Annotated in this window: 18 protein-coding genes; 7 read left to right on the top strand and 11 right to left on the bottom strand. The window is 52.0% G+C overall.

Annotated features, from left to right (window positions below):
- Positions 1–63: 63 nt before the first annotated feature.
- The 3 genes from ACFVYJ_RS05875 to ACFVYJ_RS05865 form a co-directional block, all read right to left on the bottom strand.
- Positions 64–1,929 carry a S8 family serine peptidase gene (locus ACFVYJ_RS05875; protein ID WP_419414107.1) on the bottom strand — a complete coding sequence of 622 codons (1,866 nt, stop codon included), beginning with the start codon at positions 1,927–1,929 and terminating at the stop codon, positions 64–66.
- Positions 1,930–2,132: 203 nt separating this feature from the next.
- Positions 2,133–2,693: a DUF2726 domain-containing protein gene (locus ACFVYJ_RS05870; RefSeq protein ID WP_419414106.1), complete on the bottom strand. Its 561-nt coding sequence runs from the start codon at positions 2,691–2,693 to the stop codon at positions 2,133–2,135.
- 104 nt (positions 2,694–2,797) lie between these two features.
- Positions 2,798–3,310 (bottom strand): YgjP-like metallopeptidase domain-containing protein, encoded by a 513-nt coding sequence (locus ACFVYJ_RS05865; protein ID WP_419414105.1) that lies wholly within the window; start codon positions 3,308–3,310, stop codon positions 2,798–2,800.
- Between the two features lie 71 nt (positions 3,311–3,381).
- Here ACFVYJ_RS05865 and ACFVYJ_RS05860 point away from each other — a divergent pair, with 71 nt between their 5' ends.
- Together ACFVYJ_RS05860 and ACFVYJ_RS05855 are read left to right on the top strand one after the other, a co-directional pair.
- The gene (locus tag ACFVYJ_RS05860) at positions 3,382–4,515 is read left to right on the top strand and encodes a methyltransferase (RefSeq protein ID WP_419414104.1); all 1,134 of its coding nucleotides are present in this window, start codon (positions 3,382–3,384) and stop codon (positions 4,513–4,515) included.
- 96 nt (positions 4,516–4,611) lie between these two features.
- Positions 4,612–5,067, top strand: a complete 456-nt coding sequence (locus tag ACFVYJ_RS05855) for a CopD family protein (RefSeq protein WP_419414103.1) — start codon at positions 4,612–4,614, stop codon at positions 5,065–5,067.
- A 72-nt stretch (positions 5,068–5,139) separates the two neighbouring features.
- Here ACFVYJ_RS05855 and ACFVYJ_RS05850 read toward each other — a convergent pair whose 3' ends face one another.
- Positions 5,140–5,268 (bottom strand): hypothetical protein, encoded by a 129-nt coding sequence (locus ACFVYJ_RS05850; RefSeq protein ID WP_463255034.1) that lies wholly within the window; start codon positions 5,266–5,268, stop codon positions 5,140–5,142.
- 222 nt (positions 5,269–5,490) lie between these two features.
- Here ACFVYJ_RS05850 and ACFVYJ_RS05845 point away from each other — a divergent pair, with 222 nt between their 5' ends.
- Positions 5,491–5,673 carry a hypothetical protein gene (locus tag ACFVYJ_RS05845; protein WP_419414101.1) on the top strand — a complete coding sequence of 61 codons (183 nt, stop codon included), beginning with the start codon at positions 5,491–5,493 and terminating at the stop codon, positions 5,671–5,673.
- 64 nt (positions 5,674–5,737) lie between these two features.
- Here ACFVYJ_RS05845 and ACFVYJ_RS05840 read toward each other — a convergent pair whose 3' ends face one another.
- The 4 genes from ACFVYJ_RS05840 to pdxH form a co-directional block, all read right to left on the bottom strand.
- Positions 5,738–5,929, bottom strand: a complete 192-nt coding sequence (locus ACFVYJ_RS05840) for a YqaE/Pmp3 family membrane protein (RefSeq protein ID WP_419414100.1) — start codon at positions 5,927–5,929, stop codon at positions 5,738–5,740.
- Between the two features lie 13 nt (positions 5,930–5,942).
- Positions 5,943–6,410, bottom strand: coding sequence for an FKBP-type peptidyl-prolyl cis-trans isomerase (locus ACFVYJ_RS05835; RefSeq protein WP_419414099.1), 468 nt, complete (start codon positions 6,408–6,410; stop codon positions 5,943–5,945).
- Between the two features lie 88 nt (positions 6,411–6,498).
- A complete protein-coding gene (locus ACFVYJ_RS05830; RefSeq protein ID WP_419414098.1) occupies positions 6,499–7,173 on the bottom strand; it encodes an alpha/beta hydrolase in 675 nt (224 codons plus the stop codon).
- Complete coding sequence (gene pdxH, locus ACFVYJ_RS05825; RefSeq protein WP_419414097.1) at positions 7,170–7,820, bottom strand: pyridoxamine 5'-phosphate oxidase; 651 nt, start codon at positions 7,818–7,820, stop codon at positions 7,170–7,172. Before pdxH ends, ACFVYJ_RS05830 begins: the two co-directional genes overlap by 4 nt.
- A 395-nt stretch (positions 7,821–8,215) precedes the next feature.
- Here pdxH and ACFVYJ_RS05820 point away from each other — a divergent pair, with 395 nt between their 5' ends.
- A complete protein-coding gene (locus tag ACFVYJ_RS05820; RefSeq protein ID WP_419414096.1) occupies positions 8,216–8,902 on the top strand; it encodes a hypothetical protein in 687 nt (228 codons plus the stop codon).
- A gap of 18 nt (positions 8,903–8,920) precedes the next feature.
- On the opposite strand, the gene ACFVYJ_RS05815 is transcribed toward ACFVYJ_RS05820, so the two are convergent.
- Together ACFVYJ_RS05815 and ACFVYJ_RS05810 are read right to left on the bottom strand one after the other, a co-directional pair.
- A complete protein-coding gene (locus ACFVYJ_RS05815) occupies positions 8,921–9,919 on the bottom strand; it encodes a hypothetical protein (protein WP_419414095.1) in 999 nt (332 codons plus the stop codon).
- Between the two features lie 10 nt (positions 9,920–9,929).
- On the bottom strand, positions 9,930–10,799 hold the full coding sequence (locus tag ACFVYJ_RS05810; protein ID WP_419414094.1) for an alpha/beta fold hydrolase: 870 nt from the start codon (positions 10,797–10,799) through the stop codon (positions 9,930–9,932).
- Between the two features lie 153 nt (positions 10,800–10,952).
- Between ACFVYJ_RS05810 and ACFVYJ_RS05805 the strand changes: the two genes are divergently transcribed.
- Complete coding sequence (locus ACFVYJ_RS05805) at positions 10,953–12,221, top strand: efflux RND transporter periplasmic adaptor subunit (protein ID WP_419414093.1); 1,269 nt, start codon at positions 10,953–10,955, stop codon at positions 12,219–12,221.
- Positions 12,214–15,360, top strand: coding sequence for an efflux RND transporter permease subunit (locus ACFVYJ_RS05800; RefSeq protein WP_419414092.1), 3,147 nt, complete (start codon positions 12,214–12,216; stop codon positions 15,358–15,360). The genes ACFVYJ_RS05805 and ACFVYJ_RS05800 overlap by 8 nt, the downstream gene beginning before the upstream one ends.
- Here ACFVYJ_RS05800 and ACFVYJ_RS05795 read toward each other — a convergent pair.
- Positions 15,353–15,703 carry a PilZ domain-containing protein gene (locus ACFVYJ_RS05795; RefSeq protein ID WP_419414091.1) on the bottom strand — a complete coding sequence of 117 codons (351 nt, stop codon included), beginning with the start codon at positions 15,701–15,703 and terminating at the stop codon, positions 15,353–15,355. The two genes, ACFVYJ_RS05800 and ACFVYJ_RS05795, sit on opposite strands and share 8 nt — an antisense overlap.
- A gap of 167 nt (positions 15,704–15,870) precedes the next feature.
- On the opposite strand from ACFVYJ_RS05795, the gene dapC reads away from it, so the two are divergent.
- Positions 15,871–17,082 (top strand): succinyldiaminopimelate transaminase, encoded by a 1,212-nt coding sequence (gene dapC, locus ACFVYJ_RS05790; protein WP_419414090.1) that lies wholly within the window; start codon positions 15,871–15,873, stop codon positions 17,080–17,082.
- The last annotated feature ends 1 nt before the right edge of the window (position 17,083 follow it).

Below are 17,083 nucleotides of genomic sequence, written 5' to 3'. Positions count from 1 at the left end.
AAAACAACAGCCGACGCAATGGCCGGCTGTCGGGTTAGGGGGCGAGCAGAGGATATTTCTACTTCAATACACCGCCTCAGGGGAACAAATTTGGGTACCTGCATTGCAGACCTTGTATCTGTACTGCCTGTAACCGTAAGTGGTGAATGAATGAATGCCATCATTGGCGGTCGTGATTGCCACTTTGCCATTGCGGTAGATATCTACCTTGCTGGCACTGCTGCCACTCCAATTCACATGAGTGTTTTTAAATACCAAGGACTTCATACTGCCTGACAACATCATAGTCAGCGTATCCTTAACCGGGTCAGTCACAGTCACCGCCGCAGTTTTGCTATTTCTGCTGCCCAGGTCGTCAACTACCGTGAGTGTGACCGTGTACGTGCCTGCAGCAGAAAAACGGTGTGAAACATTTTTACCACTGCTGTTAAATCCATCACCGAAGGTCCAGTCGTAGCCGCTAATAGAACCGTCGGCATCGCTGGAACTGGCGCCATTAAACACACAGTCCAATGCCGTACAGCTAAAGGTCAAACCTGCCACCGGTGGCAGGTTATCTGGTTCGGCCCCCGGTTCCGGACCCGACACCGGTATTTGAGCTAATGCCATTAGTGCATCCGCTGCCTGAATCAGACCATAACCATAAACACTGTCAGGGCCGCCAGCACCCAAATCGATGCTGGTTGACCTGATCAGTTCACGTACATCGGCAGGCGTCAAATCCGGATTGACTTCCAACAACATCGCAGCCAGTGCCGAGACATGCGGCGTTGCCATTGAAGTACCCTGATAGAAGAAGTAGCTCCAACGACCATCACGGGTGGTTTCCTGCAGCACGCCATCAGTATAACCATCACCATCGGCATCCACACTGACATCACCTCCCGGCGCCATCACATCAAGATACTTACCATAGTTGGAATACGATGCCCGTTGATCAACACTGTCCGTTGCTCCGACCGCAATAGTGGTTTTATAGCTGGCGGGGTAAGCCACATTCGCTGCGTAATTATCATTACCCGCGGCCGCAGCCACGACAACCCCATGCGCTTCTGCATAGTCCAGAGCTGGTGCCAACACACTGTCGCGAGTCAACCCAGAGGAAGCTTTAGCCCCCAGACTAAGATTGATGACATGAGCACCATGATCAACCGCATGGTAAATACCGGCAGCGATATCCACAAAGGTACCTCTGCCGGTATTATCCAGCACCTTTATTGGCAGAACGCAGGCACCATAAGCCATACCCGCCACACCGCGACCATTATCAGTAACCTGCGCCACCGTGCCGCTGACATGACTGCCGTGACCATCACCATCTACCCAGCCATTGCTATTGCCCGTAAAGTCGGCTGCATCAGCAAGACAGGCTTTCACCCCGTCAGGGCCGGTGGTATCCAGACCGGTATCCAACACAGCGACCACGACACCCTGACCCGTTGCCATGTCCCAGGCCTCATTGACCTGTACTGCGTCGAAATGCCACTGATAGCCCCGATAAGTATCGTTAACGGCCTCTGCCTTAGTGGCAATCAGGTTATAGCCTGCGGTCACACCTTTTTCATGGAAGGCTTGAATATAACTTTTCTCCAGCCCCGTCGGGACGGACAGCAACACCTGACCTGACTGCGACAGGTGTTTCAAAACCCGTTCAGGCTGGAAGTCTTCAGGCTGCCCTGCCACAACAATCTGCGCAGGCTGAAAAGCACTCGGAGGTTCTGCATCCTGCTCTGCCTCGGCTTCATATCGACTCATGTCGGTTCCCTTCAGGACGCGTACTGAAAGACCGAAGTCGATATCAGCTGCCACCTGTGCCGAGGAACGATTATTGTTTACAGCTCCGGCTGCCAACACATTACTGGTGAGGCCCATTCCCAGGGTCACCCATAAAGCGCAGACCGCGGCCAGAACCCGCTTAGTGCAAGGCATGTTTGATCTCCTCTGCCGTTAATGAGATGCCGGTTCAGCATCACGGTAGGAGAAGATCGGCCTATAAAATTGCCGCTAAAGCAACACTAAGCGCCTATATTTAAAGACAATTTTATTAATTTTGATTACTTTGAAGGGAGCCAGCAAACAAGCTCGTACGGGCTGTAGTACTGTTTGAATATTTTTTGACCTAGATCAACTAATTAGCAGGCAGAAACAGGTTTAAATGAGGATTTACGAGCATCTGCCAGTGAAGATTCATGCTGCAGATGACCTTCTCTCATGCTGACAACCGTATTTTCAAACCGTTCAATCAGTACGGTAAGGTTATAGCCTTCTTTCTGCACAGGGACACGCAGAATGGGTAAGCCCAATTGATAACAGAACCCTTCCAACTCCAGATCCCGCCGGTAGTCTTTACTGCTGTTATAGCGATGATCATCCAGCTCCACTAGGCAAACAATTTCGCCCGTAGCGATATCGCAGACCACATAATCAATCAATTTCCCGGATACAGCACGCAGCGCACGCTTTACTTTGCCCGGTGTGCTTGCCTGCGTTGGCTCAACCAGTTCACTGATTGGCACTTTACAGTAGACTTTGAGGCGCTCGCCAACCGCCTTTTCCAGCACGGAGCGAAAAGTCATTTCCACCGCCGTCAATGGCGGAGGGGCGCTGACAGAAGCAACCTGTTTGCGGCGTAACAGCAGCCATATCAGCAATAAAAATACCACTATTCCCAGCAGCCAAGAGCCTGATTCCATGCTGATCAACACCCGCACAACCCCTATAAAATAAAGTACAAATTGTAACGATTCGCCGACCCGCTTGCACCAGAAATACCGGTTTCAGGGCATTAAAATATTACTTAATAGAGGCTGCCACCGGTTTCAAGTTGCACCATATACAGCCGCAGGTGAAGTTCCAGCTGATGATAATCCGGTTCCATATAACAACAGAGGTTATAAAACGCCCGGTTATGCTCACGTTCACGTATATGGGCCAGCTCATGCACCAAAATCATTTTTAAAAACGCTTCCGGCATCTGCTTGAAACGGGCATCAATTCTGATCTCCTGTTTAGCTTTATAACGTCCACCCTGCACGCGGGAGATCCGACTATGTGCACCCAAGGCATGTAATAAAACACTGATCTTATCGTCATAACTGACTTTACTCAGCGGTGGAGTCTGTTTCAGAAAGCGATTTTTGAGTGACTGGGTGTAGTCATACAAGGCTTTATGACTGCGAATATCATGAGCCGTCGGGTAACGGCAGGTGATCCAGGCGGCCAACTCGTCCGTTGTTACCAGCTGACGGGCCTGTGACTGAATCGTCTCCGGGTAACCAGCAATATATCTGTAAGGGTCTGCAGCACGCATCAGGGCATCCGAGAAACACAGAACTTGTCTGCGGCTATGGTAAAATCAGTATTTTACCGCGGAAGTTCTTCATGCAAACCCTTTCTGCACCTCAGGGTAATTTTCACCTCAGCCTCTACCCACGTCGGCCAAAGGAAACCCTGCGTGCCTGGGATGCCGCAGATGAGTATTTATTGCGCCACCTACAACAGCACAACCTGCTGTCTGAAGGGTGTCGGATACTGATTGTAAATGACAGTTTTGGCGCATTAACAACCGCATTGCATCAGTGGCAACCCACGATGGTCAGCGATTCCTGGCTGGCACATACCGCCACCCAAGCTAATTACCGGGATAACAACCTTGACCCGACACAATTACAGCTCTGTGACAGCCTGCACTGGCCACAAACTACCCCACAACTGATATTGTTCAAAGTACCGAAAAGCCTCGCCATGCTGGAAGACCAACTGATTCAGATACGCCAGCTGATGGGACCAGATACCATTCTGTTGGCCGCAGGGATGGTGAAACAGATCCACAGTTCAACGCTGCAGCTATTTGAGAAACATATAGGCTCCACCCAGACCTCTCTGGCACAGAAAAAAGCCCGCCTTATTCTGCCGGAACTCAATCCGACCCTGACCCGTATTGAGTCACCCTATCCCAGTCGCTACGGCCTAGAAGGCACTGACCTTGATTTGATCAATCACGCGGGGGTTTTCTCAAGAGACTCTTTGGATATCGGTACCCGATTTATGCTGCAGCACCTACCGCAAACCAAAACGTTCCAGCGCATTATCGATCTTGGTTGCGGTAACGGCGTGTTGGGCATTGTCAGTGCCATGCAGCACCCAGAGGCTGAACTAACCTTTGTTGATGAGTCCTTCATGGCGACTGCATCGGCACAAACAAACTTTCAGCAAGCATTTGGTGATTCACGTACCGCTCAGTTTATTAATACTGATTGCCTGTCCGGTATTGCTGAGAACAGTGCAGATCTCATCCTAAATAACCCACCCTTCCACCAGCAAACCACGGTGGGAGATTTTATCGCCCGGCAAATGTTCAAACAGGCGCGGCAAGTATTGCAAAGTCGAGGCGAACTCTGGGTAGTGGGTAACCGCCATCTGGGTTATCACATCATGCTAAAAAAATTGTTTGGCCAATGCCAGACGGTGGCGAGTAACCGAAAATTTGTCATTCTACGGGCCGTCAAACGCTAAGTTCGCACAACCGTCTGCAAATAAGCTTTTGATCTCAGGTAATTAGAGTATATTCAAAACAACCTTTAACCCGTGTTTTTCATACCGGAGGGATCCATGTCCATTGCCCTGTCATTACATCTGCTCGCTGCTGTCGTCTGGGTTGGCGGCATGTTTTTCGCTTATGTCTGCTTAAGACCGGTTGCCGCGAATACCCTTGAGCCACCACTACGACTGGGGCTTTGGTGCGGGGTGTTTGAGCGCTTTTTCAAATGGGTCTGGCTCGCGGTAGCACTCTTGATTGTCAGCGGACATAGCATGATTGCCCTATACGGCGGGTTTTCTCAGATTGGCCCCCATGTCCATATCATGCTGGGTATCGGCTACCTGATGATTGCTGTTTTCGCCCACCTGTTTTTTGCGCCTTATAAACGCCTGAAACTGGCAGTGACAGAACAACGCTGGCCAGATGGCGCTGCCCAACTGACGCAAATACGAAAAATTGTCGGGTTTAATCTGGCTCTGGGCCTGATTACCGTGGTGGTGGCGTCCGGTGGGCGCTACCTGCTGTAATCAGTTCACAAAAAAGACCACATCAATTGTGGTCTTTTCAGGTATCGAACTGGCTTTTAAAGCCGCTTTCTATCACTTGCTCTGATCCTGGTTAATCAGATTACGGACTTTGAAAAACCCCCAAGTCATTGCTGCAGTCATTACAACAATCATCACAACACTGGGGACCAGTACTTCCAAGCTATAACTATCAATCATCATCCTGCCCTCACTCAACTTTTAATGTACTTGATAGTGCTAAGCGTACGCCGAACCCTGTTCAGCGACATTGATATAGCTCAACAAACACGCATGCATTTATTTGCATATAAGCGAAGCGGTTGCTTGCCAAAACCTGATTTATAACCCATACCTGATAGTAACGGCGGCGAAGCGATCGCTTCTGCTGGCGGATGATTTTGGCTCACCAAAGGAGTGTGCCCCATGCCTCATAAAATAAAATCATGGACCCCTGAGCAGTTAGAAAAAATGAACCAGTCAGGTTTTATGATTGATATGCTGGATACATTGAAATTTTCCCCCGAGATTCGGGACGATGACTCATCTATCGACAATCTGCTAGACATCTTGGCACGTGTTGAAACTGATGTCGGCCGCGCCGAATAAACGGCGACAATAAAAAAAGGGTATCGATGGATACCCTTTTTTTATTGTCTTCAGGCACTGATAACTACCGCTCAATCATCGCATCCCGAATTTTTCGATCAGTTTTGTATTGGCTGAGAGCGTACACTGACCAGATTGCTGCTGGAATCCAGCCGATCAGCGTTAACTGCAAAATCAGACAAATAATGCCGGCAAAAGGCCGACCGATAGTAAAAAACTGCAGCCAGGGAAGTAGCAGCGCCAATAATAACCGCATAGGTATCTCCTTATCAGGGTTCAATTCGTCCGGCGGACAACTCCTGCTCGGTTGCTTCACGTACCGCAACAACTTCCACATCAAAGCTGAGCACTTGTCCCGCAAATGGGTGATTACCATCCACTGTAACCTCATCGTCTTCAATCGCTACGACTGTCACATACTCAGGGTCACCCTCGGGGTTTTCCATCTGACAAAGCATACCCGTTTCCAGGTCACTGAATCCAGCAAATGAAGCACGATCAACAACATACACCTTATCTTCATCGCGGATACCATAACCCTGTTCAGGGGGTACCGTAATCTTGAACTGATCGCCAACTTTGCGGCCGGTCATAGCCTGCTCCAAGCCTGGAACAATATTGTTATGACCATGTAAGTATGGCAACGGCTCGCCGCCGCGCGATCCGTCAATCACCTCGTCCTGATCATTGATCAATGAATAATGGAACAGGACCACCTTGTTCTCTTCAACCTGCATGACCACTCTACTCCGCACAATCCGCTAACCCGTTAATCGCGCTAGTATAACGGCTCAGCCATTACCGGACGATGCTTTCGTTAAAGGATTATGCTCGCAAGCAGCTTATCAGCCATGCACCCAGTGCCTGAATTTCTTCCAAGCAGACTTCATGTTGCATCATATATTCATGCCATTGCGGGCTAAACCCCAATGACTCTAACTGGCTGCGACCTTCCTGGCCCAACGCCAGTGGCACAACCGGATCAGCCTTACCATGGGCAATCCAGATGGGTAATTCAGACTTGTCCGGGTAACTCTGCTGCAACAGCAAATCACTACTGCCTAAATACGTTGATAAGCCCGCTATACCGGCCAGTTGACGGCTATAGCTAAGACCTGTGTGATAGGCCACAGCGCCACCTTGGGAGAAACCGATCAATACGATTCGCTCCGCAGGGATCCCATTGGCAATCTGGGTATCAATCAGATCGGCAATTCGATTACTGGATGCCACCATACCTGACAGGTCAATCTTGCGACCGATATCCATCTCCAGAATATCGTACCAGGCGGGCATCACCATACCGTCATTGACCGTCACCGCCTGCATAGGGGCATGAGGAAATAAGAAGCGAACCGACAAATCGTCAGGCAGGTCAAGATAGGGCACAATAGGTTCAAAATCATGCCCACTTGCACCGAGTCCGTGTAACCAGATAACACACGCCTGCGCTGGCTGTTTTGGTTCAATAGTGACCAGAGTCTGTTCTGTTTCATTCATGGCTGTAACCTCTCAACCGACCACTCGCCATTTTTTTGCAAGCTATAACGAAAACGATCATGCAGGCGGTTTTCACGCCCCTGCCAGAATTCAAAACGTTCCGGGATCAGCTGATAGCCACCCCACAGTGACGGCCTTGGCACCTCACCATCCGGGTAGCACTCTTGCAGCCGTTTGACGGTTGTTTCCAATTCACCCCGACTGCCAATCGGATGGCTCTGGCTTGAGGCCGCGGCACTTAGACGACTACCCAGCGGGCGCTGCTGAAAATATTCATCGGCCATCTCATCAGACAGTTCCACGACCTGTCCCCTGATACGCACCTGGCGCTCCAGGCCATACCAGTAAAATAATAATTCCGCCTGAGGGTTTTCCCGTAACTGACGCCCTTTGTCACTGCGATAATCGGTATACCAGGCAAAGCCTTCCTCGCTGAAATGCTTCAGCAAAACAATGCGCGCAGCCGGCATGCCATCAGCATCCGCCGTCGCCAGCACCATAGAACTGGCATCATCCGGACTATAACGCAACGCCACATCCATCCAGCGAGAGAACTGGGTCACCGGATTATCAGTCAGGTCGGTACGACGCAGGCTGTCGCCAATGTACTCCCGCCGCGTCGCGCTTAAATCACCTTTCTCTTTCATGCTTGTATCTACTCTTTAAACGCAGTGTGTTGTACTTGCTCTAGGCGACCTCATCAGACATCTATCGAACACCGTCTTTCATAGCCTGCCGGAGCCCAGTGTGAACAGCCGTCCCAGAGTATAGCCATCACCGCAGGATTCCCAGCCTAATATCATTCCAGCTGCCTCACTTGGCGATCAGCATGACAAAGATCAAACCCGACCCAAGGGTCAATCAGACAGGCTGTCCGAATGCCAGACAACACACCTACCTAGCACCGCAGTAAAGGCGAAGTACTACCTGTTTCAGTCCAGCAAAAACCATGCGCAGCTAGAACAGTTGCATCAATCCTTGCGCCGTCTGCGCTTTTATAGTTCGATAATCAGATGTTTATTGGTGACCTGGTCCATATTTGATGCGTGTAATCTGTGTAATGATTGTTCTGTTACTCTTGGGTGGCTGTATGGATCCCAGTGCACGACCTTTCCAGCTGAAAAATTTGGCCAAGAGCGACATCGATATGGTGGCGGATGCCCATATCCGTCAGAGTAAACAGCTGGCTCGTGAATTGGCAATCAAACTCTACAAACGCAACCCCAGAGAACTGAAGAAAGTGCCCGGCATGACGTTGGAACGACGGCTTGACCAGTTGTTCCCGCCTACCCGGCTTGCAAACGGGTTTGATGAACTAGGCTATCGCGATGGCCGTGAGGCCGCTCCGCTGGCTTTTTCCGAACACTTTGACGGCGATCGGGTGTTTGCGTTTATGGCCAGCATTACCGGCATGCTACACCGGGCCTACAATGGTCAGAAGGAGGTGTTCTTGCTGGATGAACTGAACCAACAAAAGCTGTATAACTCGGCCCGTAATCTGGAAGCACTTGCCTGGCACCTCAACAATCGCCGCGGACCTGAGGGTCAGCTGTATCTGTTGAGCAACGGTATCAGCGCAGAAGGTGTCACCAACTACAGTTACGAACGCATTCTGAGCAAGTTAATCAGCTTGCAGGACATGATGGCCAACATTATCGCCGACAGCACCAACCGTACCATTACCAAGGTGGTGCACAGCGCTGCATCAATGACCTTATTACCGATCTGATCCTGGCGTTTCAGCCGCTCAGCAGTCACTTGCCCGATTGATACGAATATCGTGAATTTTGTGGTTATTATTCAAACATAACACCACATCAGCCCGCGGCGGCATATCTTGTAACATTTGCTGAGTAAGGCGCTCGTAATGCTGGATAAAGCGACGAATTTCTGTTTCATCCATAATTTTTAAATGCTGGGTCGGCTGCTGTGTGTCGTAGATATAACGCACACGTTCGGCCAGTTTTTTCTCCTGCAATGAACGCCATTCATAAACAGCATCCATGCTGGGGACTTTCAGCATAATCAGTATATCCAGCATCTCAAACAGCACCTGATAACGCCCCGCCAGCTGCTGATTAACATAATTACGCCAGACCCCTTCCGGATCCATGGTCGATTCCAGCTCATTAATCGGTTCATCAAGCTGACTAGCACGCTGCGGTAATGCGCCAACACACCAGCCTTCCAGCACAATCACATCCACCGGCCCAACCCACTCTTGCCAGACCGCTTCCTCACAACGTTCATCTGTGGATTTATCAAAAACCGGGATCTTCGTGATGCTCTCAGACCCACTCTGTTTCAGGGCCGTCAGCAACTCAATGCCTAACTCAACATCATGGGTTCCCGGCACCCCACGGGTTTGTAATAACGGGTGCAGTGAATCTGCCAGACGCTGACGCTCCTGTCGGGTTTTATACAAATCATCAATGGAAAAACCGACCACCTTCAGGCCGAAACCCTCAGTAAGAATTACCTCTAACAGGTTAAACAGAGTGGATTTACCCGCCCCCTGGGCACCATTAATGCCAATCACCAACGGGCCGCTTTGATCACGTTTCTGGCAAGCAAGCCAAGCGCCAAGTGGTACATAGATGGCTTCCAGCATTTCCACCAGACCAATATCTACCCGCAAGGACTCCAACGTAGACGCAAAGGCCTGCTCTACAGCGGATACGGCGTCTGCACGTTGATTTGCGGTAAAACAGAGCTGTTCTTTGGGCCAGTGGGTAATAACTGACATGCAGGTTTCCTCAGCGCAACGTAGCAGAATTGCCCTTCAATGCACTGTGTTGCCTGAGCCAGTGCTGGACGTGATAAATCTGTTCCGGTTCCATCAATGAAGGCGCATGTTCCAGCTCCGGCAATGACAACAGGCTTAATTGTGGATTGCTCTGCATTTGGCGCACAGTATTTTCCTGCAACACATCGGATCGTTCGCCCCAAATCAGCAGTTGCGGAATCGTCAGGTTTTGCCAGAGCGGCCAAAGATCCACATCCTGACCCGCATGAGCGCGGGTCGCATCAGCCAGTGCCGGATCATAATGCAGATGATACTGCCCCGCCGCTTCACGCACACCGCAACGCGCCAGATGCTGCCATTGGGTATCAGTAAGATGACGCAAAGCCGGGTAACGCTGCCGCAAAAATTGCTCTGCCTGTTTCAGGTCGGCAAACTGGAAGTCGCCCAGATAACCTGAAATACGCTGCAATGAGGCAGCCGGCACGAAGGGACCAATATCATTCATTACCAGCGTACGGATAGGTGAGTTAGGCAATGCCGCCAGGCACATGCCGATTAACCCTCCCATAGACGTGCCAAGCCAGTCCACTTCATCTACCCCAAGCCGGGCAATCAAAGTCGTCATATCCTGCACGTACTGGGCAAGATTGTAATGCTCAGGCCCTGGCAACCAGTCACTGTCGCCGCGACCCGCCACATCCGGACAGATAACTCGGTAATCTCGACACAGGGCCTGAGCCAGGTCATCAAAGTCACGGCTATTGCGTGCCAGACCATGCACACAGATCAGTACGCGTTCATTTTCTGCACTACCCCACTGCCGGTATACCATGCGGTGAAAACCGTTTTCATGTAAACATCGTACTGTTGCTGTGTGCATGATCGGACCCGCGCTGCCAAGATCTTAAGGTATTCAGTACGTTAGCACGGCCACAATAATTGTAAAGAAGTGCAATGTAAGCTGACCTGGCGCCAAGGTTTCCGCTACCATGACCAGAGCTTGGATTAGCTGACTTTTTCAGGAACAGAGTCTATGTCTCAACCCATTTTGCATCGCATCTCCGGCTCCCTGCGCTGGTTATTACCGCTGGTTATGCTGGCGGTGGCTGCTGCTGTGTTTATGCTGCTAACCACCAGCAAACCCCAGGCACCCTCCAAACCTGCTGAAGAAAAGGTCTGGAGTATCCAAACGGTGACCGCCGATCCCCGCCAACACCAGCCAGTACTAGAACTCTACGGGCAGGTTGAAACACCGCGCCTAACCACCCTGACTGCGGCCATTAACGCCTATGTGGAAACAGTAGAAACCGATGCCGGCCGATCCGCTGCCAGCGGCACCCGGCTCCTGCAGCTGGATACCCGGGATGCCACTCTGGTTCTGCAGCAGCGGGCGGCCGCTGTAATCCAGGCCCAGGCACAGCTGGATGCTGAACAGGTACGCTATGCCGCCGAGCAGCGATCCCTGAAAATCCAGCAAAATTTATTGCAGCTCAGTGCTCGCTCAGTCAAACGTTACGAAGATCTAGAAAAGCGCAAAGTGTCCAGTGTCGATCAATTAGACACCGCCCGCAGCGCCTACCAACAGCAAGCCCTGGCCCTGGCCTCACTGGAAGAATCCATTGCCGACCACCCCAATCGGATCAAGCAGTTACAAGCCCAGCTGGACAGTGCCGTGGCTTTGCGGGATGCCGCACAGCTCGACCTAGAGCGTACCCGTATCACTGCGCCTTATGATGCACGTATTGTCAGTGTCAGTGTCGCGCCGGGAGATCGGGTAAAAACCGGCGATCAACTCATCACCCTGTATAACCAAAACCGTCTGGAAGTGCGGGCGCAACTGCCTAACCGGATTCTGAGCATCCTCAGACAAGCAGGTACGGATCAGGCGATTGTTGCGCAAGCCTCACTGGATGGCCAAACCCTTGATCTGGAGCTGGACAGATTTGCCGCCACTGTAAATACGGGACAGGCCGGGATCGACAGCTTTTTTCGCTTCAGCGACAGCACACTGCCCTTAGAGGCAGGCCGCTCATTGTCGATGTACGTCGTGCTACCCCCGGTGGATAGCAGCATCGCACTGCCTGCCACCGCGCTGTATGGCCTGGACCGGGTGTACAAGGTGGTGGATCAACGCTTACAAGGGGTGAGCATCATTCGACTTGGCGATACGCGTATGCCAAATGGCGAACTTTATATTCTGGTACGTAGCACAGATATTCAGCCCGGCGACCAGATTCTCACCACACAGCTACCCAATGCTATCTCCGGTCTGAAAGTGAAAGAGATCAGCAACGATGGCTGAACACAGCGGCGGTTTCCAGCATATAGTTGCTACATTTACCCGCCACCGGGTAGCGGCCAACCTGCTAATGGTGCTGATGCTCATGGCCGGCTTTTTTGGCCTGAATCGCTTAAACACCCAGTTTTTTCCCAGCTTTGAACTGGATGTGATCACCATCAGTGTGCCCTGGAGCGGCGCGGCTGCAGAAGATGTCGAGACTTCAGTCATCCTGCCCATCGAAGAAGAACTGAAATCGCTGACCGGTATCGATACGGTCTATGCCACCGCACGTCAGGGAGCCGCTTCATTCCGATTAGAGCTGGACGAAGACAGCGATATCGATTTTCTGCTGGACGAAGTGAAACAAAAAGTCGCCAATGTACGCAGCGAGCTGCCCTCGGATATTGAAGAACCGCTGGTCCAGCGAGTCATTCGTTACGAGCAGGTCGCCAGCCTGATTATCAGCAGTCCTCAAGGCAGACTGGAAGAACTGAGACCCCTGGCATTGCGTTTTGAGCAGGAGCTACTGGCCCTGGGTATCAACAAGATCGACTTTGTTGGCATGCCGGATCAGCAGCTGAGCATCGAGCTCCACTCGGCCCAGCTACACGAACTGGGGCAAACCATGGCGCAGTTGGCAGACAATATCCAACAACGCAGCCTTGATCTGCCAGCAGGTACCGCTGCTCGCGGTGAAGGCTCTCGCCAGATCCGCAGCCTGAATCAGCAGCGCGATGCCGAAGGGTTTCGCCAACTCCCCGTGTATACCGACGGTCAGGGCCGGCTAATCCGGCTGGGTGATATTGCGGATATTCGTCTCAAGGAAAAAGACAACCAGGTAACCCTAAGCTATCAGGATGCACCGGCAGTGATGGTTCGCTTAAGACGTACTGAAAATCAGGATACTCTTAAGTCCGCCGCCACTCTGCAACAATGGTTGGAGACAACCCGCCCCAGCTTGCCAGACAGCATCAGCCTGATCACCTATGACGAGCGCTACCAGCCCCTGAAACAACGTATTGACCTGTTGTTGAAAAATGCCATGAGCGGGCTGGTCCTAGTCATTGCTATTCTATTTCTGTTTCTCAATGCCCGGGTGGCGCTCTGGGTCACGGTAGGTATTCCGATCTCGTTTATGGCCACGCTGGCGGTGCTCTATGCTATTGGTGGCACCATTAACATGATCAGTTTATTTGGCCTGATCATGGCACTGGGGATCATTGTCGATGATGCCATTGTTGTCGGTGAGGACACCCTGACCCATGTTCAGCGCGGCGAACCCGGCCTGCAAGCTGCCATCGGAGGGGCGCAACGCATGATGGCACCGGTATTCGCATCCTCCCTGACGACTATTGCCGCTTTCCTGCCACTGTTACTGGTGGGGGGCACCATTGGTAATATCCTGATTGATATTCCCACAGTGGTTATCTGCGTTATTCTGGCTTCCTTGGTGGAGTGTTTCCTGATCCTGCCTGGCCATCTGCATCACAGTATCCACCGCGCCACTGACCTGCACCCCTCCAAACTGCGCCTCAAGCTGGATGCCAGTTTCAACCATTTTCGCGACTACCATTTCCGCCGCTGGGTCGAGACGGCAATTAACCTGCGTTGGGCCACAATTGCCGGCTGCCTGGCGTTACTGATTATCGCCTTTGGCCTGGTCATGGGTGGCCGGGTCAAATTCTCATTTTTCCCGGCAGTAGAGCGTGACACTCTGACCGCCAATGTGCAGTTCAGCGCGGGCACCGACCGCGACACCGTAAGCACCTTCCTCAGTCATCTTGACCACACGCTGGCCGCCGCCGATCAGAGCCTGGGCGGAGGCAATGTCAAAGTAGCGTTTCAGCAACTGGGGAGCAATCAGGGGCCGCGCACCACATCCAGCAACAATAGCGGAGACGAGTTTGGTGCGCTGGTCGTTGAACTCACCCCCGGTGATCACCGGGCAGTTTCAACCCGAGCACTGAATCAGGCCTGGCGAGAGCGGATTATCCGACCAGCAGGGCTGGAGCAGTTCACCATCGATGTTGCAGTTAGTGGCCCTCAGGGCAAGCCGATCGAGATCAAGCTCAGCGGTACCGAAATCAGTGTGCTGAAACATGCCTCACTGGATGTACAGACGCTACTGAAAGGTTACGCAGGTTTATCCAATGTCGGCGATGATATGCCCTATGGTAAGGCACAATTGATCTACGAACTGACACCTGCCGGCAAAAGTGCCGGGCTTACCCTGGAGACGGTTGGTCGTCAGCTACGCGCGGCCTTTGATGGCATCAAAGTCCAGAGTTATTACCTGAACCGGGAAGAGATAGAAGTCCGGATTCAACTGCCTGAAGCCGAGCGGGATCGGCTGAGCCTGATCGAGCAACTCCCGATTATATTACCCAACGGCGAAACCACACCGCTGATCAATGTGGTAGATTTCCGCCCGCGGCAGGGCTTGGATACCCTGACCCGCATCAACGGCCAGCTATCCATTAACGTCAGTGCCGATCTGGATGAAGCCGTGGCCAATGCCGACCAGGTCATCGCCGATTTGCAATCCGGTAAGCTTGACCCGATTCTGAGTCAGTATGGCATCTCCGCCAGTTTTGAAGGCAAAAATAAAGACCAACGGGAAACCCTCGCAGATATGAAACTGGGCCTGATACTGGCACTGGCGCTGATTTTTATTATCCTGGCCTGGGTATTTGCATCTTACAGTTGGCCACTGGCCGTCATGATGGCGATACCGCTGGGCCTGACCGGCGCGATTTTTGGCCATTGGCTGATGGGAATGAGTCTGACGATTCTCTCGTTGTTTGGCTTATTCGGACTGTCTGGCATCGTGATCAACGACTCCATTGTCCTGATCACCTTCTATAAGCAGTTGCGCAATCAGGGCATGACCATTCAAGCCGCTATCGTCGCAGCGACCTGTCAACGTCTGCGGGCGGTGTTACTCACATCCTTAACCACCATTGCTGGCCTGAGTCCGATTTTGTTTGAGACCTCACTGCAGGCGCAATTCCTGATTCCGATGGCAACCTCGATCGTGTTTGGTCTAGCCTACGGCACAGTGCTGATTCTGTTTTTTGTACCCGCACTACTGACCATCATCGAAACCGCACGGGGCAGAAGTAAACAGCCCGCAACCGTTATGTCCGGCCAGATCAGATAAACCTGTGGTCAGAGACAAAGTCCTGCAATCGGGCTGAAGACACGGGGTCAGCACTGAGGATGCGTAAACCCAGGCGGCTGCGATCATTATCCAGTGCCTGACGATACATGGCTCGACAGTGGAAATGTACCGGCTGACCGGACAGGCCAAAATGCACCGTCAATTCCAGCGGCGTGCCATGCACAGCCGGACGCATCTCAACCAACTGGCCATTACCCTCCAGTTGCAAACCGTCGCGACTGATATTGGTGATGGTGACATAGGGCGAGGGGCCAAAAGCACACTCCGCCTCGGCCGGAATTTCACTGCCGATGCGCTGATCTATGCGACGTTCAATTCCCATAACCGACTCCTGCCCGCTTACTTGGGCATTACCGCACACCTTGACTGGCGGCGTAGTCATACATCCTTAAGCGTGGCTCAAAAACAGGACTTAATCCAATTTCACTAATCCGCTATACTTTCCGCCCTTCAACCGATCCAAATTGATGCACGTGGTAGCCAATCAGCATGAATCGTGAACTAAGTCTGTTACAACCCTATCCGTTTGAAAAACTGGGCGAACTCAAAGCGGGTATTAATCCGCCGGCCGACCTGCCGCATATCGCTCTGTCCATTGGTGAACCTAAACACGCCTCACCGGCATTTGTTGCCCAGACACTACTCGATAATATTAACTGTCTGGCCAATTACCCCACCACCAAAGGGCTGCCGGAATTAAGACAGACGATAGCCGACTGGTGCACCCGTCGTTTTCAACTGACCCCTGGCAGCCTGACAGCAGACGATAACGTACTGCCGGTAAACGGTACCCGCGAGGCGATTTTTGCATTCACCCAGGCCGCTATTAACCGGGAAGGCCAACCGCTGGTGGTATCACCCAACCCCTTTTATCAGATCTATGAAGGGGCGGCATATCTGGCCGGCGCAGAACCTTACTACCTGAACTGCCTGGCTGAGAACAACTTCGTGCCCGACTATGATGCGGTACCGGAAGCCGTCTGGCAGCGTTGTCAGTTATTGTTTCTCTGTTCACCGGGCAACCCTACCGGCGCAGTGACAGACCTGGCCACACTGAAACAGCTGATTGCCCTGTCTGATAAATACGATTTCATCATTGCCTCAGACGAATGCTATTCAGAAATTTACCTGCAACCGGATCAAAAACCCGTTGGCCTACTACAGGCCTGCGCGGAATTGGGTCGTGATGATTACCGTAACTGCATTGTCATGCATAGCTTGTCCAAGCGATCCAATCTGCCCGGTCTGCGCTCCGGATTCGTGGCCGGTGACGCCCGGCTACTGGCACCGTTTTTGGCGTATCGCACCTACCATGGTTGCTCCATGCCGATTCAGCACCAACTGGCATCCATCGCCGCCTGGAATGATGAAAACCATGTTGAGGAAAACCGCCGTTTTTACCGGGAGAAATTCAAAGCCGTGATCGACATTCTGTCTCCGGTAATGGATGTGCAATATCCCGATGCCAGCTTTTACCTATGGGCAAAAACACCGATTGCAGATGACATATTCGCACGCGATCTGTTTGCCACTCAGCATGTTACGGTACTACCCGGCCGTTACCTGTCCCGGGAAACCGAAGGCATCCTGCCAGGCGCCGGATACGTGCGTATGGCATTAGTTGCCACGCTGGATGAATGTGTCGAAGGGGCGCAGCGCATCCGCCGCTATGTAGAAAGTCTGACAGACACGGGAGCCTGAA

This window comes from Pontibacter sp. JAM-7 (assembly GCF_048548695.2).
Taxonomy (GTDB): Bacteria; Pseudomonadota; Gammaproteobacteria; order Pseudomonadales; family Balneatricaceae; genus Neptuniibacter.
Note: the sequence above shows the minus strand (reverse complement) of the source record. Positions and strands in the feature narration are given on the sequence as shown.

Coding starts and splice junctions, on each gene's coding strand:
- ACFVYJ_RS05845 (WP_419414101.1), top strand. CDS start 5,491: ATGCCTCATAAAATAAAATCATGGACCCCTGAGCAGTTAGAAAAAATG.
- ACFVYJ_RS05865 (WP_419414105.1), bottom strand. CDS start 3,310: ATGCGTGCTGCAGACCCTTACAGATATATTGCTGGTTACCCGGAGACG.
- ACFVYJ_RS05835 (WP_419414099.1), bottom strand. CDS start 6,410: ATGCAGGTTGAAGAGAACAAGGTGGTCCTGTTCCATTATTCATTGATC.
- ACFVYJ_RS05840 (WP_419414100.1), bottom strand. CDS start 5,929: ATGCGGTTATTATTGGCGCTGCTACTTCCCTGGCTGCAGTTTTTTACT.
- pdxH (WP_419414097.1), bottom strand. CDS start 7,820: ATGAAAGAGAAAGGTGATTTAAGCGCGACGCGGCGGGAGTACATTGGC.
- ACFVYJ_RS05850 (WP_463255034.1), bottom strand. CDS start 5,268: ATGATGATTGATAGTTATAGCTTGGAAGTACTGGTCCCCAGTGTTGTG.
- ACFVYJ_RS05870 (WP_419414106.1), bottom strand. CDS start 2,693: ATGGAATCAGGCTCTTGGCTGCTGGGAATAGTGGTATTTTTATTGCTG.
- ACFVYJ_RS05805 (WP_419414093.1), top strand. CDS start 10,953: ATGTCTCAACCCATTTTGCATCGCATCTCCGGCTCCCTGCGCTGGTTA.
- ACFVYJ_RS05875 (WP_419414107.1), bottom strand. CDS start 1,929: ATGCCTTGCACTAAGCGGGTTCTGGCCGCGGTCTGCGCTTTATGGGTG.
- dapC (WP_419414090.1), top strand. CDS start 15,871: ATGAATCGTGAACTAAGTCTGTTACAACCCTATCCGTTTGAAAAACTG.
- ACFVYJ_RS05820 (WP_419414096.1), top strand. CDS start 8,216: ATGCGTGTAATCTGTGTAATGATTGTTCTGTTACTCTTGGGTGGCTGT.
- ACFVYJ_RS05810 (WP_419414094.1), bottom strand. CDS start 10,799: ATGCACACAGCAACAGTACGATGTTTACATGAAAACGGTTTTCACCGC.
- ACFVYJ_RS05795 (WP_419414091.1), bottom strand. CDS start 15,703: ATGGGAATTGAACGTCGCATAGATCAGCGCATCGGCAGTGAAATTCCG.
- ACFVYJ_RS05855 (WP_419414103.1), top strand. CDS start 4,612: ATGTCCATTGCCCTGTCATTACATCTGCTCGCTGCTGTCGTCTGGGTT.
- ACFVYJ_RS05800 (WP_419414092.1), top strand. CDS start 12,214: ATGGCTGAACACAGCGGCGGTTTCCAGCATATAGTTGCTACATTTACC.
- ACFVYJ_RS05830 (WP_419414098.1), bottom strand. CDS start 7,173: ATGAATGAAACAGAACAGACTCTGGTCACTATTGAACCAAAACAGCCA.
- ACFVYJ_RS05815 (WP_419414095.1), bottom strand. CDS start 9,919: ATGTCAGTTATTACCCACTGGCCCAAAGAACAGCTCTGTTTTACCGCA.
- ACFVYJ_RS05860 (WP_419414104.1), top strand. CDS start 3,382: ATGCAAACCCTTTCTGCACCTCAGGGTAATTTTCACCTCAGCCTCTAC.